Here is a 22,901-nt window from a genome sequence, read left to right as displayed (position 1 = left end):
CGCCGGACGTTTGATCGGTCGCCTCGCTCAGCGACATACTGGATACAGCAACTTGGGCGATGGGCCGATTCATCAACGGAAAGACTCGCCGCGAACCTCCCTTAACGGGCATGCATGATAAGTCCCTGCGAACGCGTTCGCAGGGACTGCACCATTGGTGTTGCGGCGACGTGCCTCTTAGGAACGGGACTACTGCCCCTGCTTGATCGCCCAGCTCACATTCACCGTCACCGACAGCGTTTCTTCGCCCGGCGCGACGGCAGCGGATGCTCTGGCCATCGGTTCGGCAGCCATCCGCCCCTTGAACAGCGGCACCGGGCCGCCGCCCTCGGTGACGCTGAGCGGCGCGCCCAGCGTCACGCCGGTGGCCTTGGCGTAGATCTCCGCCTTGCGGCGGGCGTCCACGATCGCCTGCTCGCGCGCGTCGTCGAGCAGTTTTGAGGCCTGCGTCACCTCGAAGGAGATGTTGCCGATGTCGTTGGCGCCGGCGCTGACCAGCGTGTCGATGATGCCGGCGACCTTGGTCACGTCGCGAATTTTCACGGTGACGCGGTTCGAAGCGCGGAAGCCGACCACCGGGGATGCGCCGGTGGATTTGTTCTGGCCGTATTGCGGCTGCAGCGACAGCCGCGAGGTCTGGTAATCCTTCTCGGCAATGCCGGCGCCCTTCAACGCCAGCAGCACCTTGCCCATCGCGGCGTTGTTGGCATCGGACGCTTCCTTCGCCGTCTTGGCGTCGTTGGCGACGCCGGCGTCGATCTGCGCCAGATCGGGCGCCGCGGAAATGTTGGCTTCGCCGCTCACCGTAATGGCGGATGGAAAATCATCGGCAAGCGCGGGCGTTGTCAGCAGCGTGGCGGCGAAAACGGCGGCAAGGGACGTAGCAAGTATGGCAGTCTTTTTCATTGGTCTCACTTCAGCGGCACGAAAACGTTGATCACGAGCTTGTCCTCTGCCGTCTTCAGCGGATCGGTGAGGTATTCCTCGATGAAGGTATCCTTGGCTTCCAGCCTCTTGTCGTCGAGGTGGTTGGTGATCGCCTCATAGGTGTTGTCCATGTTGTCGTAGGAGCCGCGATGGACGAATTTCAGCACCTTGCCTTCCGGCGACTTGCCGATGCTCATGTCCTTGGCGAGGTTCTTGGGATCCTGCTCGACCGGGATCTCGGCAAGGAAGGTGAAGCCGGTATCGTCCGTCGAGGTGTAGACGATCATCGCATTGCCTGATGGCTTGATGCCCTGCTTGTCCAGGAGCGTGTTCAGTGCCTTGAAGGCGTCGATCAGCGTGTCGAAGGCCGAGTCCCAATTGGCAGTGCCCTTGACCATCACGACCTTCTTGGCCTCGAGCGTGGTCTCCAGGCCGAACGGATCGGCGGTCTGCACCGGGGCAGGTGTTGCGGCCGCCGCCGGTGGCGGGGCCGTTGGGCTGGGTGAGGCACTGGCTGCGGGCGAGGGCGACGTTGTCGGGGCCGGCGACGCGCTGGCGGCAGGCGACGGCGCGGGTGAGGCCGTCGCCACAGGGGCCGGCGAGGCGCTCGCGGCCGGGGTGGGAGAAGCCGATGGGGCCGGCGAGGGACTTGCCGAGGCCGCCGGTGCCGGGCTCGGGGTTTGCGCCAGAACCTCAGGCAGGCCAAGCGACAAGGCCGCTGCCGGGATCAGCGCGGCCAGAGCAAGACGACGAAACCTGATCATTTTTATTCTCCCCAAGGCCTTAACCAAGGCCCTTCATCAGCAAGACCTTGCCCACCAAGGCCTAATCCGGCTTGAGCCCGGCCGCGCATCCCGGTTCGCGGCGAGCTGCGCCGTTCTAACACGCGGGCGCGGAATTCGTCCCATGACAGATGCGTCATGGCAGACCGCTCGGCCGCCGACCGCAAATCACTGGCCAAGCCGGCAAGGATCGCCATATAAGACAGGCGAAATTCGGGATTTTTCATGAGCGCGCTCGCCAATCACGCATTTGCCAAGATGAACGGCATCGGCAACGAGATCGTCGTTGTCGACATGCGCGATTCTGCGGGCCCGGTGACGCCGGACGACGCCCGCGCGGTGGCGTCTGCGAACGGCGGTGTGGCCTACGACCAGCTCATGGTGCTGCAGAAGCCGCGGCTCGACGGCACCGAAGCCTTCATCCGCATCTACAACAATGACGGCTCGGAGGCCGGCGCCTGCGGCAACGGCATGCGATGTGTGGTGCGGCGCATCTTCGAGAAGAACGGGCAGACCGCCGCGACGTTCGAGACGGCGGCCGGCTTGCTCAATGCCTGGCAGGGCCCGGCGCCCGATCTCTACACCGTCGATATGGGCGCGCCGAAGTTCGGCTGGCAGGACATTCCGCTGGCGGAAGAGTTCCGCGATACCCGCTACATCGAATTGCAGATCGGGCCGATCGACAATCCGATCCTGCATTCGCCCTCTGTGGTGAGCATGGGCAACCCGCATGCGATCTTCTGGGTCGACGACGTCAACGCCTATGATCTCGAGCGTTTCGGTCCGCTGCTCGAGAACCATCCGATCTTCCCGGAGCGCGCCAACATCACGCTCGCCCATATCGTCGATGACAAGCACATCACGATCCGCACCTGGGAACGCGGTGCCGGCCTGACCAGGGCCTGCGGCTCGGCGGCCTGCGCCACGGCAGTGGCCGCGGCCCGCCTGAAGCGTGTCGAGCGCAATGTCGAGATCACGCTGCCCGGCGGCAAGCTCGGCATCGAATGGCGCGAGCGCGACGACAACGTGCTGATGACGGGCACTGCGACCTTCGAATATGAGGGCAGGTTCGATCCGGCGCTGTTTGCGCCGGTCGCCTGATGGCCGTCGACGTTGTCACCTTTGGCTGCCGCCTCAACGCCTTCGAGGCCGAGGTGATCCGCCGCGAGGCCGAGGGCGCTGGACTCTCCGACACTATCGTCATCAACAGTTGCGCCGTCACCAATGAGGCGGTGGCGCAGGCGCGGCAATCGATCCGCAAATTGAAGCGTGAGCGGCCCGACGCGCGCATCGTCGTCACCGGTTGCGCGGCGCAGACGCAAGCTGCGATGTTCGCCGACATGACCGAGGTCGATCGCGTCGTCGGCAATGACGACAAGATGCGGTCATCCGTGTGGCGCGATGCCCGCGATGCCTTCGATCTCGGCGCCGGCGAGAAGATCGCCGTCAGCGACATCATGGCCGTGAGGGAGATGGCGCCGCATCTCATCGACGGCTATGCCAGCGGCCTGCCCCGCGTGTTCGTGCAGGTGCAGAACGGCTGTGACCATCGCTGCACCTTCTGCATCATCCCCTATGGCCGCGGCAATTCGCGCTCGGTGCCGATGGGTGCGGTGGTCGAGCAGGTGCGGACGCTGGCCGAGCGTGGCCATGCCGAGATCGTGCTGACCGGCGTCGATCTCACCAGCTACGGCGCTGACCTTCCGGGCACGCCGAAGCTCGGCATGCTGACCAAGCAGATCTTGCGGCACGTGCCGGAGCTGAAGCGCCTGCGCATTTCCTCGATCGATTCGATCGAGGCGGATGACGATCTGCTTGACGCCATCGCCGGCGATGCGCGGCTGATGCCGCATCTGCATCTGTCGTTGCAGTCCGGCGACGACATGATCTTGAAGCGCATGAAGCGGCGCCATTCGCGGCAGGACGCGATCGCGTTCTGCGAGCAGGTCCGCCGCCTGCGCCCGGACATCGCCTTCGGCGCCGACATCATCGCGGGTTTCCCGACCGAGACGGAGGAGATGTTCTCGCGCTCGCTCGATCTGGTCGAGGAATGCGGCCTGACATTCCTGCACGTCTTCCCCTATTCGCCCCGCCCCGGCACGCCGGCCGCGCGGATGCCGCAGGTGGCGGGGCCGGCGATCAAGGAGCGCGCGAAGCGGCTGCGTGCGGCGGGCGAGATGGCACTACGCAAGCGGCTACAAGCCGAGATCGGTGCCACTCGCGAGGTGCTGATCGAGAGCGAGGGCCAGGGGCGTACGGAGCACTATCTGCCGGTGGCGATCGCGGGCGGGCGCGTGGGAAGCGTGGTGCCGCGCAGAATTGCCGGCAGCGATGGTGAGCGCCTGACTGCTTAGTCGGGCTGCGGCGAGTTGCGACGCGCTATATCCCCAGCGTCGTCCCTGCGGACGCAGGGACCCATACCGCGTGATTTATCGGTTGTGGATGGTCGCAGTACCGAATTGCGAATCTTCGCCAAACGTCTCCCTGTGGTTATGGGTCCCTGCGTTCGCAGGGACGACACCGAGAGTGTGGATACTTCGTCCGCGGAACGCGCCCCCTACGACGCCCTGACCTGCCAGAACCGCAGCGTCCGCTTGGCATTCTCCGGCGTCATGCGCGCGTAGTGACCTTGCGCCCGTGCAAGATCGGCCGGCTTCATGGCGCCTGTTGCAAAACGGCTTTCGAGCACGGCTGTGGTGGTCTCCCAGCTGAGCTGCGCCGCCTTGCACGGCACCAGCAAACCGTCGTCGCGCAGGCTCTGCATCAGCGGGCGGATCACCTCGACGGTCGATCCGGACAATGCGGCCAGCGCCGCGGCGGTCTCTTCATAGCGCCGCTGCGTGGCGAAACCGAACAGCGTCGCTTCGCTGAGCTGGCTGGTCGCCTTGAGCATTGCAATCGCCCGCTTGGCACCTTCGAAATCGCGGACGCCCGACATCTCGCGATCGACACCGACGGTGACGGCGGCGATCGCGCTCTGGATTTCCTCGAATAGATGCGGCGGCGCGCGCGACAGCAGGCGGGCGCGCACGGCGTCGCTCGCCGAGCGCAGCAATCGGCGGCGCAGCTCCGACGGCAGGTCGACGCGGACGCCGACGCTGACGGCAAGTTCGGGATCGGCTTCGGCCTGCCCGATCATGACGGCGAATCCGTTTCCGGAGACGCGCGCGCCGGGATTGGCGGCGAGCCGCCGGCTGACGCTGGGATAGCGCCGCGCCAGAAGTGCGTCGGTGACGATCTCCTTCAGCCACCAGCGGCCGGCGACCGCCAGCAGATGCGGCTCGCCCTTGCTGGAGGCGATCTTCACCAGCTCGCCGTCGTCGAGGCGGGCCGATTCCTGCAGCACGGGACCGGCGATGCGGATCTCGTCATTGCTGGCGAGGCGGCGGATTACCGAGGGCGGCGCCTGCGCGATCGGCGCCAGCTGCGCGCTGATCTCGGCGAGCGCGATGCGTGCGCCCATGTCGGCAAGCGCCCGCAGCTCGATGGTGCCGATCAGACGCTCGAGCACCTCGTCGAACAACGCGATCTGCTCGTCGTCGAATTTGCCGGCAGAGGAGAGGAACAGGTCGGTGACGCGCCGGGCCGTTTCCAGGCCCTTTTCCGCCGAGCCTGCGCGAATCGCGGATTCGACCTCTTCGATGATCGATAGCTCGGCCTTGGACATCACGCCCTGCTCATCCTGAGCGGTTACAGAAGCTTGTTCTAAGCAACCGTCATCATTAGCGGCGAGCGCTGAACGTTTCGTAAACCATGGGCCGGTAGCCCGGCACTGCTAAGCTCCTCACTATGAGGATCTGAAAGGCTATTCCCCGTTCCAGCCGCAGGCGCGGAGCTTTTCGTGCATGTGGGGCGGGGCCGGCGCCACGACGCGGACGGGCTCCTTGTTCCGGGAGATCGGCACCACGATCTCGCGGGAATGCAGGTGCAGCTTCGGCTCGCCGAAGCGCGGGCCGTTGCCGTAAATGTTATCGCCGAAGATCGGCCAGCCGGTCGCGGCCGAATGCACCCGCAATTGATGGGTCCGCCCGGTCACCGGTTCCATGGCCAGCCAGGTAAAACCGTCGCCCCGCCCCATCACTTTCCAGTTGGTGATCGCCTTCTGTCCCTCCGGATCAGGCTTCTGCCACCAGCCGCGTTCGGCATTGAGCCGGCCGAGCGGCATGTCGACGGTGCCCTCGTCCTCGGCTGGCCCGCCCTCGACCACGGTCCAGTAGGTCTTGCCGATCTTGCCGTGCTTGAACAGGAGGCCGAGCGAGGCCGTCGCCTTGCGGTGGCGGCCGAGGACGAGGCAGCCGGAGGTGTCCTTGTCCAGCCGGTGAGCCAGCACCGGCGGCCGCGGCAGGCCGAAACAGAGCGCGTCGAACGAGGCCTCCAGATTGGCGCCGCCCTTGGGACCGCGATGCACGGGAAGGCCGGCCGGCTTGTCGATGACCAGCATCAGCCCGTCGCGATGGAGCACGCGGGCCAGAATTTCATCGGCCGTCAATTGGGGAACATCGAGCAATTGCAAGACTTTCGGTCAAGACTTTCGTTTGGCAGCCGGAACGGCTAACACACCCCCGCCATGAACGATACCACGTCAGATCCCCCCAAGCTGAGCTGGTGGCGCCGCCTGTCCAACGGGCTGAAGCGCACCTCGTCCTCGCTCGGGACCGCGGTCGCCGACCTCGTCACCAAGCGAAAGCTCGACCGCGCCATGCTCGACGACATCGAGGACGTGCTGCTGCGCGCCGACCTCGGCACGTCGGTCGCGGTGCGGATCGCGGACGCGGTCGGCACCGGCCGCTACGACAAGGCGATCTCGGCGGACGAGGTCAAGGACGTCGTCGCCACCGAGGTCGAGAAGGTGCTGTCGCCCGTGGCAAAACCGCTCGTGATCGATGCGGCCAAAAAGCCGTTCGTGATCCTCGTGGTCGGCGTCAACGGCTCGGGCAAGACCACCACGATCGGAAAGCTCTCGCAGAAATTCGCCTCAGAAGGCCGCAAGGTGATGCTGGCCGCCGGCGACACGTTTCGCGCAGCAGCGATCGAGCAACTGAAGGTGTGGGGCGAGCGGACGAAGACGCCGGTGATCGCGGGCGCGCAGGGCTCGGATTCGGCGAGCCTCGCCTTCAACGCGCTGACGGCGGCGAAGGAGCAGAATATCGACGTGCTCCTGATCGACACCGCCGGCCGGTTGCAGAACAAAGCCGAGCTGATGAACGAGCTCGAAAAGGTGGTGCGTGTGATCCGCAAGGTGGATGACACTGCGCCGCATGCCGTGCTGCTTGTGCTCGATGCCACCGTCGGCCAGAACGCGCTGTCGCAGGTCGAGGCTTTCCATCGCACCGCCGGGGTCACCGGCCTCGTGATGACCAAGCTCGACGGCACCGCTCGCGGCGGCATTCTGGTGGCGCTCGCGGAGAAATTTAAACTGCCGGTGCACTTCATCGGCGTCGGCGAAGGCGTCGACGATCTCGCGCCGTTCACCGCGCGCGATTTCGCCCGTGCCATCGCCGGAATCGAAAGCTGAAGAATGGACAAGACCCAGCCGCATCCGCTGTTCAAGCTCGCGACCGAGCTCGGGCCGCTGCTCGTGTTCTTCTTCGTGAACGCGAAGTTCAACCTGTTCGCCGCGACCGGCGCCTTCATGGTCGCGATCGTGGCGGCAATGGTCGCCTCCTACGTGGTGACGCGCCACATCCCGATCATGGCGATCGTGACGGGCGTGATCGTGCTGGTATTCGGCACGCTGACGCTGGTGCTGCACGACGAGACCTTCATCAAGCTCAAGCCGACCATCATCTACGGCCTGTTCGCCGCGATCCTCGGCGGCGGCTTGTTGTTCGGCCGCTCCTTCATCGCCGTGATGTTCGACCAGATGTTCAATCTGACGCCGCAGGGCTGGCGTATCCTCACGCTGCGCTGGGCGTTGTTCTTCGCCGGAATGGCGGTGCTGAACGAGATCGTCTGGCGCACCCAGAGCACGGACTTCTGGGTGAACTTCAAGGTGTTCGGCGTCACCCCGATCACGATGATCTTCGCCATCGCCCAGATGCCGCTGACCAAGCGCTACGGGATCGAGCCCGCGTCGCTCGAGGCGAGCGAGGCGGAAGCGGGGGATGTGCGGAAGGGGTAGGCCGAAGCGTCGCTCCACATACCGCTGTCATGCCCCGGCTTGACCGGGGCATCCAGTACGCCGCAGCTTTTCCGTATACGACTGACGTCTCTGGAATACTGGATCGCCCGATCAAGTCGGGCGATGACAGTTGAGCGTGTGGCACGAGCGCGGCGCTCAGCTCCCCGCTGCCTTCAGCGCCTTCTCCATCTGGGGCAACAGCACCGTCCGCAGATTGTCCGGGGTGATCGGGCCGACCAGCTTGTAGACGATGGTGCCTTCGCGACCGACGACGAAGGTTTCGGGCACGCCATAGACGCCCCATTCGATCGAGGCACGGCCGTTGGCGTCGACGCCGACCCGGCTGAACGGGTTGCCGTAGCGCCCGAGGAAGCGGCGCGCGTTGTCGGCCGCGTCCTTGTAGTTGATGCCGACGAGCTGGAAGCGCTTGTCCTTGGCGAACTCGGTCAAAAGCGGCGCCTCGTCGTGGCACGGCACGCACCAGGACGCCCAGACATTGACCAGGCTGACCTTGCCCTTGAACGCGGCGGGGTCGAGGCCCGGCACCTGCGCGTTGTCGATCTGCAATCCCTCGAGCGGTGGCAGCGCCGTCTGCGGCGCCGGACGGCCGATCAGCGCGGAGGGAATTCGCGAGGGATCGCCGCTGCCGAGCCGGAACCAGAACAGCAGCGCGAGGCCGATGAACGCGATCAGCGGCAGCACCATCAGGAAAGTGCGGCGCTGCGGCGGTGCGGAGGTCGATCGTTCGCTCATGATGCGTCCATGGCGCTACGGCCGGAGCGGCGGGTGATGCCGCTGCGGTCGAGCTCGCGCAGGCGCTGCGTCTGGTTGCGATAATCGAGCACGATCCAGCCGATCAGGATCGCGACCACGAGGGCCGCTGCGGCATAGGATGTCACGATGAAGGATGCATAAGGGCCGAGCGACATCATCCTGCGGCCCCAATTTCTTTCGACGCGTTTTGTCCGCGCGCACCGGCGCCCATTTCGTTCGAGAACGCCACACGGCTTGCCTGCATCATTTGCAGGGAGCGGACACGGCGGCGCAGGATCTCGTTGCGCATCGCCGCCAGATGCAGCGTGACGAACAGCAGCGTGAAGGCGATCGCCATCACCAGCAGCGGAATCAGGAACGATTTGTCGAGGGCTGAGCCGCCCATGCGCATCACCGAGGCCGGCTGGTGCAGCGTGTTCCACCAGTCGACCGAGAATTTGATGATCGGCAGGTTGAGCGCGCCGACCAGGGTCAGCACCGCGGCGGCGCGTGCGGCGCGTGAGGGATCGTCGACCGCGCGCCACAGCGCCATCAGGCCGAGATACATCAGGAAAAGGATCAGCACCGAGGTCAGCCGCGCATCCCATTCCCAATAGGTGCCCCACATCGGCCGGCCCCACAGCGAGCCCGTCAGCAGTGCGAGGAAGGTGAAGGCGGCGCCGATCGGCGCTGCGGCCTTGGCGGCGACGTCGGCCAGCGGATGCCGCCACACCAGCGTGCCCAGCGAGGCGATGCTCATCACGCCCCAGACGAACATCGACAGCCAGGCATTGGGCACGTGGATGAACATGATCTTCACGGTCGCGCCCTGCTGATAGTCATCGGGCGCAAGCGCGGCTTGATAGAGACCGATTGCAAGCAGCAGGACGGTCGCGGCCGCAAGCCACGGCAAGACCCGCGCTGTCAGCGCGAGGAACCGCGTGGGGTTGGCGAGGTCGATCAGCGTCATGGTACCCTGATAATCATCGGTGGCCGCTCAGGCAATCAGCACGAAAGCGAGGGACGAAAGTTGATCGGGGTCAAGGTCAATCGCGCGCATCTCAATCGAGCCCGTGCCGCAGGCTCGCTGCGGCTGCGAAGGGGCCGATCACGAGGCTGACCAGGGACAGAGCGCACAGGATCGAGAATGGTGCGCCGAACGTCATCGGGCCAACGATCACGGCCTGCGAGGCCGCCACCCCGAAGATCAGCACGGGAATCGACAGCGGCAGCACCAGCACCGCCATCAGCAGCCCGCCGCGGTGCAGCGTCACCGCCAGCGCCGCACCGATCATGCCGGTAAAGGTCAGGGCCGGGGTGCCGGCCAGCAGCGTCAGCGCCACCGCGCCGGTCGCGACCATGTCGAGGTTGAGCAAGAGGCCGAGCACGGGGGTTGCGACAATCAGCGGCAGGCCGGCAGCCAGCCAATGCGCCAGCGCCTTGGCGGCGCAGGCGAGTTCCAGCGGCGTCCGGCTCATCGTGATCAGGTCGAGCGAGCCGTCCTCGTGGTCGGCCATGAACAGCCGGTCGAGGGTGAGCAGGCTCGCCAGCAGCGCGCCGAGCCAGAGGATGGCCGGCCCCAGCCGCGACAGCAGCGCCAAATCCGGCCCCACCGCGAACGGCATCAGCACCACCACGGTCAGGAAGAACAGCACGCCAATCAGCGCCCCGCCGCCAACGCGGAGCGCGATCCTGATGTCCCGGCGGACGAGGGCTGAGAGGGCGGTCATGGGGTGCCTCCCGCGGCGGAGTCGCTTGGTTTGATGGCATCGAGCCGCAGGCGCAGTGCGCTCCCTCCCCTCCTGTGGGGGAGGGCGGGGGAGAGGGGTAGCCCCGGGAGAGATGCTCGGTGGAAACGGATCGCCAGCAACAGAGCGCCCGCCTCTTGAAGGCCAGAACCGAGACGTCTTGCCGTGTGGCACCCCCCTCCCTGCCCGCGAGAGCGAGCTTCGCTCGTCTCGGACCCCACAAGGGGGGAGGGAACGAAGAGAGCGGGGCCCAGCCGCTCGGAAAGCTGAGGGTCGTGTCGCCTCACGCCACACCCCCGATCCGCAGCTGCCGCGACTCGATCCCCAATGGTGCATGGGTTGCCGCGACGATCAGGCCGCCGCGCGAAAGATGCTCGCGCATCAGGCCGCCGAACATGTCCTGTCCCGTCACGTCCAGCGCATTGGTCGGCTCATCCAGCAGCCAGATCGGGCGCCGCACGGTCAAAAGGCGCGCCAGCGACAGCCGGCGGCGCTGGCCGGCGGACAGGAAGCCGGCGGGCAGGTGGGTGGCATGCTCGAGCCCCACCGTGGCGAGGCTCTCGGCGAAGTCAGAACGCTCCCCCCCAAGGAAATCGGCCCAGAAAGTCAGGTTTTCCGCCACGCTGAGCGCCGGCTTCAGGGCATCGCGATGGCCGAGATAGTGGCACTGCTCGGGCAGCGTCAGCTCGGCATCGCCGCCCTCCAGCGCGATCTTACCGCCTGCCGGAACGAGCAGACCCGCGATCAGCCGAAGCAGCGAGGTCTTGCCCGACCCGTTGCGGCCGACGACCGCGACCGCTTCGCCGGCGACAGCCTCGAAATCGAGCCCGGCAAACACCTCGCGGCCGCCGCGCACGCAAACGACCCCGCGCCCGGACAGCTGCATCTTGCCTTGGTCCACCCCGCTCAAGCCGGGCCTCAGGAAAACTTGGGGTAGCGCATGGGAATTTTTGGCTCGCGAATGCTGCGGTACGATTGTGGCTGTGGCGGCGCGGTTAGAAAGCTTCTATAAGCCCGGAACTACTTGATGCAGCAACTCAACCTGCCCCTGCAAGCGGCCCAGCCTGATACGCTAACGGTGTTAAAATACCCTGCCGGGTATAACTAACAATTGGGATTCCTACATGACCTCGCTCGACAGCTTCAAATGCAAAAAGACCCTCAAGGTCGGCGCCAAGACCTATGTCTATTACAGCCTGCCCACGGCCGAGAAGAATGGTCTGAAGGGAATCTCGAAACTTCCCTATTCGATGAAGGTCCTGCTCGAGAACCTCCTGCGCAACGAGGACGGCCGCTCGGTCAAGAAAGAGGACATCGTCGCGGTCTCGAAATGGCTGCGCAAGAAGTCGCTGGAGCATGAGATCGCCTTCCGCCCGGCGCGCGTGCTGATGCAGGACTTCACCGGCGTGCCCGCGGTGGTCGACCTCGCCGCGATGCGCAACGCGATGCAGAAGCTTGGCGGTGACGCCGAGAAGATCAATCCGCTGGTGCCGGTCGATCTCGTCATCGACCATTCCGTGATCGTGAACTTCTTCGGCGACAACAAGGCCTTCGGCAAGAACGTCACCGAGGAATACAAGCAGAACCAGGAGCGCTACGAGTTCCTGAAATGGGGCCAGAAGGCGTTCTCGAACTTCTCGGTCGTGCCGCCCGGCACCGGCATCTGCCACCAGGTCAATCTCGAATATCTCTCCCAGACGGTCTGGACCAAGAAGGAGAAGATGACTGTCGGCAAGAAGACCGGCACCTTCGAGGTCGCCTATCCCGATTCGCTGGTCGGCACCGACTCCCACACCACCATGGTCAACGGTCTCGCCGTGCTCGGCTGGGGCGTCGGCGGAATCGAGGCGGAAGCCTGCATGCTCGGCCAGCCGCTGTCGATGCTGCTGCCCAACGTCGTCGGCTTCAAGCTGAAGGGCGCGATGAAGGAAGGCGTCACCGCGACCGACCTCGTGCTCACCGTGACGCAGATGCTGCGCAAGCTCGGCGTGGTCGGCAAGTTCGTCGAGTTCTTCGGCCCCGGCCTCGACAATCTCTCGGTCGCCGACAAGGCGACCATCGCCAACATGGCGCCCGAATATGGCGCGACCTGCGGCTTCTTCCCGGTTGACGCCGCCGCGATCGACTATCTCAAGACCTCCGGCCGCGCGGCGCCGCGCGTCGCGCTGGTGCAGGCCTATGCCAAGGCGCAGGGGCTGTTCCGCACCGCCAAGTCGGCCGATCCGGTGTTCACGGAGACGCTGACGCTCGATCTCGCCGACGTCGTGCCGTCGATGGCCGGTCCGAAGCGTCCCGAAGGCCGCATCGCGCTGCCGTCGGTCGCCGAAGGCTTCTCGCTCGCTCTCGGCACCGAGTACAAGAAGGCCGAGGAGCCCAGCAAGCGCTTCGCCGTCGAAGGCAAGGACTTCGAGATCGGCCATGGCGACGTCGTGATCGCCGCCATCACCTCCTGTACCAACACCTCGAACCCGAGCGTGCTGATCGGCGCCGGCCTGCTGGCCCGTAACGCCGCCGCGAAGGGCCTGAAAGCAAAACCGTGGGTGAAGACCTCGCTCGCGCCGGGCAGCCAGGTCGTCGCCGGCTATCTCGCCGATTCCGGTCTGCAGAAGGATCTCGACAAGGTCGGCTTCAACCTGGTCGGTTTCGGCTGCACCACCTGCATCGGCAATTCCGGTCCGCTGCCCGAGGAGATCTCGAAGTCGATCAACGACAACGGCATCGTCGCCGCGGCCGTGCTCTCGGGTAACCGCAACTTCGAAGGCCGCGTCTCGCCCGACGTGCAGGCGAACTATCTGGCCTCGCCGCCGCTGGTGGTCGCGCATGCGCTCGCGGGCAGCGTCACCAAGAACCTCGCCGTCGAGCCGCTCGGCGAGGGCAAGGACGGCAAGCCGGTGTACCTCAAGGACATCTGGCCGACGACCAAGGAGATCAACGCCTTCATGAAGAAGTTCGTGACCGCGTCGATCTTCAAGAAGAAGTATGCCGACGTGTTCAAGGGCGACACCAACTGGCGCAAGATCAAGACCGTCGAGAGCGAGACCTATCGCTGGAACATGTCTTCGACCTATGTGCAGAACCCGCCTTATTTCGACGGCATGAAGAAGGAGCCGGAGCCGGTCACCGACATCGTCGAGGCCCGCATCCTCGCCATGTTCGGCGACAAGATCACCACCGACCACATCTCGCCGGCCGGTTCGATCAAGCTTACCTCTCCGGCTGGAAAATATCTCAGCGAGCACCAGGTGCGTCCCGCCGACTTCAACCAGTACGGCACGCGCCGCGGCAATCATGAAGTGATGATGCGCGGCACCTTCGCCAACATCCGCATCAAGAACTTCATGTTGAAGGGCGCGGATGGAAATATCCCTGAGGGCGGTTTGACAAAACACTGGCCCGACGGTGAGCAGATGTCGATCTACGACGCCGCGATGAAGTACCAGCAGGAGCAGGTGCCGCTGGTGGTGTTCGCCGGCGCCGAATACGGCAACGGCTCCTCGCGCGACTGGGCCGCCAAGGGCACGCGCCTGCTCGGCGTGCGCGCCGTGATCTGCCAGAGCTTCGAGCGCATCCATCGCTCCAACCTGGTCGGCATGGGCGTACTGCCGCTGACCTTCGAGGAGGGCACCTCCTGGTCGTCGCTCGGCCTGAAGGGCGACGAGAAGGTCACGCTGCGTGGCCTGGTCGGCGATCTCAAGCCGCGCCAGAAGCTGACCGCGGAGATCGTCTCCGGCGACGGTTCGCTGCAGCGCGTTTCGCTGCTCTGCCGCATCGATACGCTGGACGAGCTCGACTACTACCGGAACGGCGGTATCCTGCACTACGTGCTGCGCAAGCTCGCGGCCTAAGCGCGAATTTGTGAACGGTGGCTCACCGCGACGTGAGTAGAAGGTTAAACGAAGGCGGCCTATCACAAGGCCGCCTTCGTGCGTTTGCGGCATGCTCCAGATGGGCCCGCCCGGCGGAAAACCTCCTTTCGGACGGTTGGCCTGGGCGGTCGGGTGTGTCGCGCCCCGTAAGACTACGGTGACCATCCGGCGATAAGTTCTCCTTCCCACGAGCAATGGTGTGCGGCGTTCGACATGACAACAATGACGGCTTCTCATCTGGTTTCACGTTGGTCCGGTGCTCTCTGGTCGGGAGCTCTCGGCATCTGTGCGATCGTCGCCGTCATCCGTCCTGCCGAAGCCGATCCCCGCGCCGTTGTCGAATTGTTTACCTCGCAGGGCTGCTCCTCCTGCCCGCCCGCCGACCAGATCATCGGCGATCTCTCCAAAGACCCGTCGATCATCGCGCTGAGCATGCCGATCGACTATTGGGACTATCTGGGTTGGAAGGACACGCTGGCGGATTCGCGCTTCTCTGCACGGCAGCGTGCTTACTCGCGCATGCGCGGCGACCGCGAGGTCTACACGCCGCAGGTTGTGGTCAACGGCTCCACCCATGTCATCGGCAGCGATCGTGCCGGCATCGAGAGCGCGATCGGCAAGACCGACAAGGGCACGGGCGTGATGAGCGTGCCGGTGACGATGTCGCTCGCGGGCAAGCAGATCAACGTATCGGTGGCGGCGAGCAACGAGCCGGCCGTCTCGCATGGCGAGGTCTGGATCTGTTCGATCGCCAAGTCAGTCCCGATCGCAATCACCCGCGGCGAGAATCGCGGACAGCAGGTCACCTATCACAACGTGGTGCGCAACCTGCTCAAGGTCGGTGACTGGACCGGGCGTTCGGAAAGCTGGACGGTGCCCATCGAGAACCTCACGCGCGACGGCGTCGACGGCGCGGTGGTCTATGTCCAGGACGGCAGCCGCGACAAGCCCGGCACGATGCTGGGGGCGGCGTACACGTCGCTGCACTGATTTCAATTCTCTAGCGTCGTACTCACTGCCCCCCTCATGGTGAGGAGGGCGCTCTTGCGCGCGTCTACCGGACGATGCTTCGCATCGTCGTGAGAACCATGCAGGCCCCGCTGATCTAGCCGGGCCTTCAATCCTTCGAGACGCCGCGCAAGAGCGCGGCTCTCAGGATGAGGAGAGAGAATTTTTGCGCTGATGAGAGGAGAATTTCGCCGGGGCAGAAACATCCCGACACAAACAAAAAAGGACCAACTTGCGTTGGCCCTCCTTGTCGCGCGTACAGACCCGATCCTGTTCGACCCCGGGGGGCTGGGGGCTGAGGAATCCGGAACCGAAAGGACCGGGTCAACGCACCTGAGTCTTTTCGCAATGCAGGGCGGCAGTCGCTAGGCGGAAAAGCGGCGAGAGTATGATTCCTGCTAACGATCCCGTGACGGTTTGCCGCGAGGGAGTTCCACCATAGCGTGTGCCCCGATTCGTAACCGATTCGACCGGTTGAATCAGGAGCCCCTTGCGGCGGTGGCCGGTTGGCGCAATCATGCAGCTGTCATGATCCAGGTTCCGGGGACGGTCTTCGCGGATTCGGGTCATGCCGTGCGATGAGGAAGCGCTCCATGAGTCTGTCGGAGGATGCCGATCCGAGCGAGCAGCGCGCGGCGGCCCGCCCCGCCGCGGCGGCGACGCAACTGAGCCGGGTGACGTTCAACCGGCTCGAGCTGCATCGTATTCTCAATCTCTACGGCCGCATGGTCGCGGACGGCGAATGGCGCGATTATGCCATCGACTTCCTGAGGGATCGGGCCGTGTTCTCGGTCTATCGCCGTGCCTCGGAAGTGCCGATCTATCGCATCGAGAAGGATCCGCGGCTGGCGCGCAAGCAGGGCATGTACAGCGTGATCTCGGCGACGGGGCTGATCCTGCGCCGCGGCCACGAGCTGGAGCGCGTGCTGTTGGTGATCGATCGGAAGCTGGCGGTGGTGTAGCCACATAGACGGTGCCGTAGGATGGGCAAAGGCGCATTGCGCCGTGCCCACGTCCTTTCTCTATCGCCACGAATCGTGGGCACGCTTCGCTTTGCCCACCCTACGACAGCAGTGATGTGGCGAATTCTTCGTAGCCGGATGAGCGCAGCGACATCCGGGTTTTGTCTCGCGGTGGTCCCGGGTATCGCTTTGCCCACTCTACGAGATCTACTTTGTCGGCACCGTCTTCGCGCCCTCGCCGAGGTCGCGCTGCATCATCACCGTATCCAGCCAGCGGCCGAATTTCAGCCCGACATTGGGATGCGTGCCGATCATCTTGAAGCCGCCCTTGGTGTGCACGCCGATCGAGCCGGCATTGGCGGAATCGCCGATCACCGCGATCATCTGGCGGAAGCCGCGCGCCTCGCATTCGGCGACCAGCCGCTCCAGCAGCTTTGATCCGACACCGCGGCGGTGGAAGGAGGGATCGAGATAGATCGAGTTCTCGACCGTGAAGCGGTAGGCTGGGCGCGGGCGGTAGGCGCCGGCATAGGCATAGCCGGCCACGCGGCCGTCGAGGATAGCGACGAAATAGGGATAGCCGCCGTCGACCAGCGTGCGATAACGGCGCGTCATCTCCACGAGGTCGGGCGGCTCCAGCTCGAACGTCGCGGTGCCTTCGCGGACGGCCTGCTGGTAGATGGCGGTGATGGCGGGAAGGTCGGCCTCGGTTGTAGGCCTGATTTCAGGTGCGGACATGGGGCAAGATTAGAGCCTTCCCGCTTCCGCTGAAAGGGGCAACGGTGTTGCCCCACCCGTCATTGCGAACGCAGCGAAGCAATCCAGAAATGCATCCGCGGAGGGACTCCAGATTGCTTCGCTGCGCTCGCAACGACGGGGTTTGTGGATACCACCGCACCCCCAAACAAAAACCCCGGCCTTTCGGCCGGGGTTCGTATCCGTTCTCTCGTCGTTGCGCTTAGTCGCGCTGACCGAGGAGCTGCAGCAGCAGCGTGAACAGGTTGATGAAGTTCAGGTACAGCGACAGCGCGCCGGTGATGGCCGCACGCTCTGCGATGTCACCGCCGGCCGAAGCGTAGCCGTAGATGTAGTCGTTCTTCAGCCGCTGGGTATCCCAGGCGGTGAGGCCCGCGAACACCAGCACGCCGACCACCGACACGATGAACTGCAGCATCGAGCTCGCCAGGAACAGGTTCACCAGGCTCGCGATGATGATGCCGATCAGGCCCATGAACAGGAACGAGCCCATGCCGGTCAGGTCACGCTTGGTGGTGTAGCCGTAGAGGCTCAGCGCACCGAAGGTGGCCGCAGTGATGAAGAACACCCGCACGATCGAGGTGTGCGTGAACACCAGGAAGATCGACGACAGCGAGATGCCCATCAGCGCCGCGAACACCCAGAACAGGATCTGGGCGGTCGAGGGAGCGAGACGGTTGATGCCCGCCGAGATCACGAACACCATGGCAAGCGGCGCGAGCATGAACAGCCATTTCAGCGGGCTGACGAACATCGCGTAGCCGAACGGGGTCAGGAACAGCTTGCCGACGCGGACGGATTCCGCCGTCGGAACGTCGGTCACGGCAGCCATGTAGACGCCGAGCGCGGCAAGGCCGGTGATGGCGAGGCCAATGCTCATGTAGTTGTAGATGCGCAGCATATAGGCGCGCAGGCCGGCATCGACCGTCGCGGCGTCAACACGCCCGGCGGCCCTGCCGAAAGGAGAAGCGTAGTTACGGTCTAGGTCCGACATGGTCGAATTCCCGTTGGTTGGTCCGGTCCGGCACGAGGGTCGCCATGCCGCCGGTTCGTCAAACTCTATCTCGGATACCGACGCCAACCGACTAAATTTTGGCTAACAATCGGGGCTCCGAACCCATTCGATATGTGGGAAACTAACACATTAGCTGCAACCTTCCACGCGCGGCTGAATGTCGCCCTTGGCGGCAATCCTGACGCGAACCTGACGGGCAGTCGTGGTTAATCGCAGAAATCGTGCGATTCTGCTCTCGTGCAGCCATCCGCTACATTTTGTCACAAATTCCGCAACACCGTGGCGGGCTTTTTGTTCAACGCCAGCAGCGTGCCCGCGAGCCCGAGTCCGACCGTGACGACGAGCGCGGCCGCGACCACGCCGGCCGCGCTGCCGGCCTGCCAGACGAAGCTCAGCGTCATCAGCCGCGTCACGATCATCCAGGCCGCGATGCTGCCGGAGATCACCCCGAACACCGCGGTCGCGAGCCCGATCAGGAGGTATTCGAGCGCATAGGCCCCGAGCAGCCGCAGCCGGGTCGCGCCCAGCGTCTTCAGGATCACCGCATCGTAGACCCGGTGGCGATGGCCGGCGGCGAGCGCGCCGCCGAGCACCAGGATCGCCGAGATCAGGGTCACGGCGCTGGCGCCGCGGATCGCCAGCGCCAGATTGGTCACGACAGAGCCGACCGTCTCCATCACCTCGCGCACGCGCACGCTCGTCACCATCGGATAGGCGTCGGCGACCTGCTTGATGATCTTGCCGTCGCCTGCCGCAGTTCCGCCCGTTTCCGTCAGCGTCGCGATGTGGGTGTGGGGGGCGCCCTTGAAGGCGTTCGGCGAGAACACGAGAACGAAGTTGATGCCCATCCCCTGCCAGTCGATGGTGCGCAGATTGCCGATTTTGGCCGGGATGTCGCGGCCGAGCACGTTGACCACGACTTGGTCGCCGAGCTTGAGGCCGAGCCCGTCGGCGATCTTCTTCTCCATCGAGACCAGCGGCGGGCCGGAATAATCGGCGCTCCACCATTCGCCCTCGACCACCTTGGAGCCTTTCGGCAGCTCGCCGGTATAGGTCAGGCCGCGGTCGCTCTGCAGCACCCACTCCGAATCGGTGGTCGGCTTGAGCTCCTCGGCGCGTACGCCGCGCGCGGCGACGATGCGCCCGCGCAGCATCGGCACGTCCTCGACCGTCGCGCCCGGCGCGATCCGGCGCAGATAACCGTCGAACTGCTCGGCCTGCGTGCTCGGGATGTCGATGAAGAAGAAGGACGGCGCGCGGTCCGGCAGGGCTGCGAGGAACTGCCGGCGCAGATTGCCGTCGATCTGGGTGATGGTGACGAGCACGGCGAGCCCAAGCCCCAGCGACAGCACCACCGAGGGCGTCAGCGCGCCCGGCCGGTGGATGTTGGCGATCGCCAGCCGCAGCATCGGCAGCCGCGTCCGCGGCAGCCGCCGCGCGATGGCCATCAGCAGGGCGGCGATGCCGCGCAGCAGGGCAAACACGACGACCGAGGAGGCCACGAACACCGCCGCGATGCGTTTGTCGAACGACAGCCCGATCACGACCGCGATCAGCAGCGCGATCACGACGCCCATGAACACGAGATAGCTCGCGCGCGGCCGATGCCATTCCGAGCTGATGGTGTCGCGGAACAGCGCGGCCACCGGCACGTCATGGACGCGCCCGAGCGGCCACAGGCCGAAGGCAAGCGCGGTCAGGAGGCCGTAGACGAAGGACAGCGCGAGCTCGTCGGCATGCACGGCCGGCACCACCGGCAGCGGCAGCAGCTTGCCGAACAGGCCGACGATCGCGAACGGCATGGCGGCACCGAGCGCAAGGCCGATGATCGAGCCGATGCCTGCGAGCAGGAGAACCTGCGCCAGATAGATCCCGAACACGTCGCGGCCGGTGGCGCCGACGGCCTTGAGGGCCGCGATCACTTCGAGCCGGCGGTCGATATGGCTCTTCACGGCATTGGCGACGCCGACACCGCCGACCAGCAGCGCGGCAAGGCCGACCAGCGTCAGGAATTGCGTGAATCGGTTGATGTTGCGTTCGAGTTGCGGCGAGGCGTTGGAGCGGCTGCGGATCTCCCAGCCGGCCTGCGGCGCAGCGCTCCGCGCGTCCGCGATGAAGGCTTCGGTGGCGCGCTCGTTGTTCGCCGTATCGGGCAGCTTCACCCGGTAGACCCAGCGCACCAGGCTGCCGGGCTGGATCAGGCCGGTGGCGCGCAGGCCGGCCTCGCTGATCAGGAAGCGCGGTCCGAAGCCGATGCCGCCTGCGAGCTTGTCGGGCTCGGCTTCGACTGTCGAGCGGATCTGGAAGGTCGCAGCGCCAATGGTGACGCGGTCGCCGGTCTTGAGCGAGAGCCGCGCCAGCAGCGTCGGATCGGCGGCCGCGCCGAACGCGCCGTCGCGTTCCGCAAGGACGTCGGACATCGGCAGCTGTGGCGCCAGCGTCAGCTGGCCCAGCATCGGATAGGTGTCGTCGACCGCCTTCATCTCGACCAGTGCGAGCTGGCCATCGGCCGCGCGCGCCATGCCGCGCAAGGTCGCGGCGGTCGAGACCGTGCCGCGCGAGCGCAGGAAGGCGACCTCTTCAGGTTTGGCTTCGCGCTGGAACAGCACGAAGGAGACGTCGCCGCCGAGCAGCGTGCGGCCCTCGCGGGCCAAGCCGTCGGAGAGGCTCGCCGACACCGAGCCGACGCCGGCGATCGCCATCACGCCGAGCGCGATGCAGGCGATGAAGACATAGAAACCGCGCAGGCCGCCGCGCAATTCGCGCAGCGCGTAACGCAGGGACAGCGCGATGCCGTTTGGCTTCGCGAACGGCTCGGCCGAGGCGCTCATGCCGGCGCAGACTGCGTGTCGATGCGGCCCGAGCGCAGCCGGATCACGCGGTCGCAGCGATGCGCGAGCGAGGAATCGTGCGTGACCAGTACCAGGGTCATGCCGCGCTCGGCGTGCTTGCTGAACAGGAGATCGACGATCTGCTTTCCGGTGGCCTCGTCGAGATTGCCGGTCGGCTCGTCGGCGACCAGGATGGCGGGATCGGGCGCCAGCGCGCGGGCGAGTGCGACGCGCTGCTGCTCGCCGCCGGAGAGCTGGGTCGGATAATGATGCAGGCGATCGCCGAGCCCGACCGATTGCAGCTCCTGCGCCGCGCGCGTTGCGGCATCGGGATTGCCGGCGAGCTCCAGCGGCACCGCGACGTTCTCCAGCGCCGTCATGGTCGGGATCAGATGAAAGGACTGGAAGACGATGCCGACCTGGCGGCCGCGGAAGCGGGCCAGCGCGTCCTCGTCGAGGGCATTGAAAGGCGTGCCCGATACCACCACCTCTCCACTATCAGGACGCTCCAGCCCCGCCATCACCATCAGCAGCGTGGATTTGCCCGAACCTGACGGGCCGATCAGGCCGATCGTCTCGCCCGAGGCGACCCGCAGGCTGATATCCTTGAGGATGTGAACGCGTGCCGCGCCCGTGCCCAATGAGAGATTGACGTTGGAGATGGCGATGGTGTCCGCGGCAGCGGTGAGCGACGAGGGTTCGATGCGAGTGTCCATGGTCCGGTCATATGGCAACTCCGATGGCGCGGTCGAGAGGCGTTACGGATTGTTCATGCACATAGCCGTGTTGATGCTCGGTTTGATGACGATCGCGACAACGCCGTCGTTGCAGGCCCAGCCGGCGGCCAAACCGATCAAGCTCGTGGTCCTCGGCGATTCCTTGAGTGCGGGCCTCGGCCTCTCGGCCCAGGATTCGTTCCCGGCCAAACTCAAAAAATCCTTGCAGGACAAAGGTATAGAGGTCGACATGACCAACGCCGGCGTGTCCGGCGACACCTCTTCGGGCGGCCGTGACCGGCTCGACTGGTCGGTCCCCGACGGAACCGACGGCGTCATCGTCGAGCTCGGCGCCAACGATGCCCTGCGCGGCGTCGATCCCGATTTGACGCGCGCCGCGCTCACCGACATCGTCCAGCGGCTGAAGGCGCGCAAGATTGCGGTGATGCTGTGCGGCATGCTGGCGCCGCCGAATTACGGCGCCGACTATGCCGCGCGCTTCAATTCGATTTATCCGGATCTGGCGAAGAAATTCGACGTGCCGCTTTATCCGTTCTTTCTCGAGGGCGTTGCGGCCGACGCCAAGCTCAACCAGGCCGACGGCATTCATCCGACTGCGGCCGGCGTCGACATCATCGTCGGCAACATCATGCCCACCGTGGAGGCATTCCTTGGCACCATCGCTGAGCAACGGCGTTGAAAAGCGGCCAGCGCCAACCGTCATACCCAGGGTTTTACCGGGGTGAGGCGCGCGATGCTTCGCAGAGTCACACAACTGCGATAGGAATCAGGGTACCGGTGATTCGTCACCGGCTCTAAAATTTGGATATGGTCTGTCCCACGGATCATGCCCAAGCATCGGGAGTGCGAAACGATGCCGCGTTTGTTCACTGGTCTGGAAATCCCGGCCGAAGTCAGCCAGACGCTTTCCAATTTGCGGGGTGGCCTTCCCGGCGCCCGCTGGATCGATCCCGAAAATTATCACGTCACCCTGCGCTTCATCGGCGATATCGACGGCCTGTCCGCCAACGAGATCGCATCGATGCTGTTTCGCGTCGACCGCAAGCCCTTCGAGGTGAAGGTGCAGGGGCTGACGAGTTTTGGCGGCCGCAAGCCGAGAGCGGTCGTTGCGACGATCGCACCGAGCAGGCCGCTGATGGAATTGCAGGCCGAGCTCGAGCGCATGATGCAGCGGATCGGTCTCAACCCTGAAGGCCGCAAGTTCATCCCGCATGTCACGCTCGCCCGGCTGCACGATGCCTCCGATCGCGACGTCGCCGACTATCTCTCGCTGCGTGGCTACTTCCCGAGCAAGGCGTTCATGGCGGAGCGGTTTGTGCTGTTCTCGTCGCGCGCCTCCACTGGCGGCGGGCCGTATGTGGTCGAGGACGCCTACGAGCTGTGTGAGTAGGCTCC

23 protein-coding genes are annotated in these 22,901 nt (G+C 65.3%); 9 read left to right on the top strand and 14 right to left on the bottom strand.

Features of this window, described 5'->3' with window-relative positions; all coding sequences use genetic code 11:
* Positions 1–189: 189 nt before the first annotated feature.
* Genes GGD66_RS34640 through GGD66_RS34630 form a run of 3 tightly spaced genes read right to left on the bottom strand, consistent with a single transcriptional unit; the run spans position 190 to position 1,936 of the window.
* Positions 190–906: an SIMPL domain-containing protein gene (locus tag GGD66_RS34640; protein ID WP_183261153.1), complete on the bottom strand. Its 717-nt coding sequence runs from the start codon at positions 904–906 to the stop codon at positions 190–192.
* A gap of 5 nt (positions 907–911) precedes the next feature.
* Entirely contained in the window at positions 912–1,691 is a 780-nt protein-coding gene (locus GGD66_RS34635) for a GyrI-like domain-containing protein (protein WP_183261151.1), read from the bottom strand.
* A gap of 2 nt (positions 1,692–1,693) precedes the next feature.
* The gene (locus GGD66_RS34630) at positions 1,694–1,936 is read right to left on the bottom strand and encodes a hypothetical protein (protein ID WP_143109107.1); all 243 of its coding nucleotides are present in this window, start codon (positions 1,934–1,936) and stop codon (positions 1,694–1,696) included.
* Here GGD66_RS34630 and dapF point away from each other — a divergent pair.
* Positions 1,935–2,810 (top strand): diaminopimelate epimerase, encoded by an 876-nt coding sequence (gene dapF, locus GGD66_RS34625; RefSeq protein WP_183261149.1) that lies wholly within the window; start codon positions 1,935–1,937, stop codon positions 2,808–2,810. The genes GGD66_RS34630 and dapF overlap by 2 nt on opposite strands.
* Positions 2,810–4,063: a tRNA (N(6)-L-threonylcarbamoyladenosine(37)-C(2))-methylthiotransferase MtaB gene (gene mtaB, locus GGD66_RS34620; RefSeq protein ID WP_183261147.1), complete on the top strand. Its 1,254-nt coding sequence runs from the start codon at positions 2,810–2,812 to the stop codon at positions 4,061–4,063. The genes dapF and mtaB overlap by 1 nt, the downstream gene beginning before the upstream one ends.
* A gap of 203 nt (positions 4,064–4,266) precedes the next feature.
* On the opposite strand, the gene GGD66_RS34615 is transcribed toward mtaB, so the two are convergent.
* Both GGD66_RS34615 and GGD66_RS34610 read right to left on the bottom strand, forming a co-directional pair.
* Positions 4,267–5,376, bottom strand: coding sequence for a DUF2336 domain-containing protein (locus tag GGD66_RS34615; RefSeq protein ID WP_183261145.1), 1,110 nt, complete (start codon positions 5,374–5,376; stop codon positions 4,267–4,269).
* 138 nt (positions 5,377–5,514) lie between these two features.
* The gene (locus GGD66_RS34610; RefSeq protein ID WP_183261143.1) at positions 5,515–6,216 is read right to left on the bottom strand and encodes an RluA family pseudouridine synthase; all 702 of its coding nucleotides are present in this window, start codon (positions 6,214–6,216) and stop codon (positions 5,515–5,517) included.
* A 60-nt stretch (positions 6,217–6,276) separates the two neighbouring features.
* On the opposite strand from GGD66_RS34610, the gene ftsY reads away from it, so the two are divergent.
* Together ftsY and GGD66_RS34600 are read left to right on the top strand one after the other, a co-directional pair.
* On the top strand, positions 6,277–7,224 hold the full coding sequence (ftsY, locus tag GGD66_RS34605; protein WP_018318891.1) for a signal recognition particle-docking protein FtsY: 948 nt from the start codon (positions 6,277–6,279) through the stop codon (positions 7,222–7,224).
* A gap of 3 nt (positions 7,225–7,227) precedes the next feature.
* Positions 7,228–7,830 carry a septation protein A gene (locus GGD66_RS34600; RefSeq protein WP_018318890.1) on the top strand — a complete coding sequence of 201 codons (603 nt, stop codon included), beginning with the start codon at positions 7,228–7,230 and terminating at the stop codon, positions 7,828–7,830.
* A 156-nt stretch (positions 7,831–7,986) separates the two neighbouring features.
* On the opposite strand, the gene GGD66_RS34595 is transcribed toward GGD66_RS34600, so the two are convergent.
* From GGD66_RS34595 to ccmA, 5 genes are all read right to left on the bottom strand, one after another.
* The gene (locus GGD66_RS34595) at positions 7,987–8,583 is read right to left on the bottom strand and encodes a DsbE family thiol:disulfide interchange protein (protein WP_092261438.1); all 597 of its coding nucleotides are present in this window, start codon (positions 8,581–8,583) and stop codon (positions 7,987–7,989) included.
* Positions 8,580–8,762: a heme exporter protein CcmD gene (gene ccmD / locus GGD66_RS34590; RefSeq protein ID WP_018318888.1), complete on the bottom strand. Its 183-nt coding sequence runs from the start codon at positions 8,760–8,762 to the stop codon at positions 8,580–8,582. Before ccmD ends, GGD66_RS34595 begins: the two co-directional genes overlap by 4 nt.
* Entirely contained in the window at positions 8,759–9,553 is a 795-nt protein-coding gene (locus GGD66_RS34585; RefSeq protein WP_092261437.1) for a heme ABC transporter permease, read from the bottom strand. The genes ccmD and GGD66_RS34585 overlap by 4 nt, the downstream gene beginning before the upstream one ends.
* A gap of 91 nt (positions 9,554–9,644) precedes the next feature.
* A complete protein-coding gene (gene ccmB, locus GGD66_RS34580) occupies positions 9,645–10,313 on the bottom strand; it encodes a heme exporter protein CcmB (protein WP_018318886.1) in 669 nt (222 codons plus the stop codon).
* Between the two features lie 301 nt (positions 10,314–10,614).
* Positions 10,615–11,217, bottom strand: coding sequence for a heme ABC exporter ATP-binding protein CcmA (gene ccmA / locus GGD66_RS34575; RefSeq protein ID WP_026202088.1), 603 nt, complete (start codon positions 11,215–11,217; stop codon positions 10,615–10,617).
* A 238-nt stretch (positions 11,218–11,455) separates the two neighbouring features.
* Between ccmA and acnA the strand changes: the two genes are divergently transcribed.
* From acnA to GGD66_RS34560, 3 genes are all read left to right on the top strand, one after another.
* Entirely contained in the window at positions 11,456–14,176 is a 2,721-nt protein-coding gene (gene acnA / locus GGD66_RS34570) for an aconitate hydratase AcnA (protein WP_018318884.1), read from the top strand.
* Between the two features lie 234 nt (positions 14,177–14,410).
* The gene (locus GGD66_RS34565) at positions 14,411–15,187 is read left to right on the top strand and encodes a thioredoxin family protein (RefSeq protein ID WP_028139231.1); all 777 of its coding nucleotides are present in this window, start codon (positions 14,411–14,413) and stop codon (positions 15,185–15,187) included.
* A gap of 611 nt (positions 15,188–15,798) precedes the next feature.
* Positions 15,799–16,167 (top strand): DUF2794 domain-containing protein, encoded by a 369-nt coding sequence (locus GGD66_RS34560; protein ID WP_018318882.1) that lies wholly within the window; start codon positions 15,799–15,801, stop codon positions 16,165–16,167.
* Between the two features lie 207 nt (positions 16,168–16,374).
* Here GGD66_RS34560 and GGD66_RS34555 read toward each other — a convergent pair whose 3' ends face one another.
* The 4 genes from GGD66_RS34555 to GGD66_RS34540 form a co-directional block, all read right to left on the bottom strand.
* Positions 16,375–16,905: a GNAT family N-acetyltransferase gene (locus GGD66_RS34555; RefSeq protein WP_183261142.1), complete on the bottom strand. Its 531-nt coding sequence runs from the start codon at positions 16,903–16,905 to the stop codon at positions 16,375–16,377.
* 220 nt (positions 16,906–17,125) lie between these two features.
* Positions 17,126–17,917 (bottom strand): Bax inhibitor-1/YccA family protein, encoded by a 792-nt coding sequence (locus tag GGD66_RS34550; RefSeq protein WP_018318880.1) that lies wholly within the window; start codon positions 17,915–17,917, stop codon positions 17,126–17,128.
* A 281-nt stretch (positions 17,918–18,198) separates the two neighbouring features.
* Positions 18,199–20,769 (bottom strand): ABC transporter permease, encoded by a 2,571-nt coding sequence (locus tag GGD66_RS34545; RefSeq protein ID WP_183261140.1) that lies wholly within the window; start codon positions 20,767–20,769, stop codon positions 18,199–18,201.
* A complete protein-coding gene (locus GGD66_RS34540) occupies positions 20,766–21,485 on the bottom strand; it encodes an ABC transporter ATP-binding protein (RefSeq protein ID WP_018318878.1) in 720 nt (239 codons plus the stop codon). The genes GGD66_RS34545 and GGD66_RS34540 overlap by 4 nt, the downstream gene beginning before the upstream one ends.
* Positions 21,486–21,540: 55 nt before the next feature.
* On the opposite strand from GGD66_RS34540, the gene GGD66_RS34535 reads away from it, so the two are divergent.
* On the top strand, positions 21,541–22,185 hold the full coding sequence (locus tag GGD66_RS34535) for an arylesterase (RefSeq protein WP_026202087.1): 645 nt from the start codon (positions 21,541–21,543) through the stop codon (positions 22,183–22,185).
* A gap of 174 nt (positions 22,186–22,359) precedes the next feature.
* A complete protein-coding gene (gene thpR / locus GGD66_RS34530; RefSeq protein ID WP_026202086.1) occupies positions 22,360–22,896 on the top strand; it encodes an RNA 2',3'-cyclic phosphodiesterase in 537 nt (178 codons plus the stop codon).
* The last annotated feature ends 5 nt before the right edge of the window (positions 22,897–22,901 follow it).

Source organism: Bradyrhizobium sp. CIR48, assembly GCF_014198315.1.
In the GTDB taxonomy this organism is placed as follows: Bacteria; Pseudomonadota; Alphaproteobacteria; order Rhizobiales; family Xanthobacteraceae; genus Bradyrhizobium.
The sequence above is the reverse complement of the archived record's forward strand: the minus strand, read 5'-3'. Positions and strand labels throughout refer to the sequence as shown.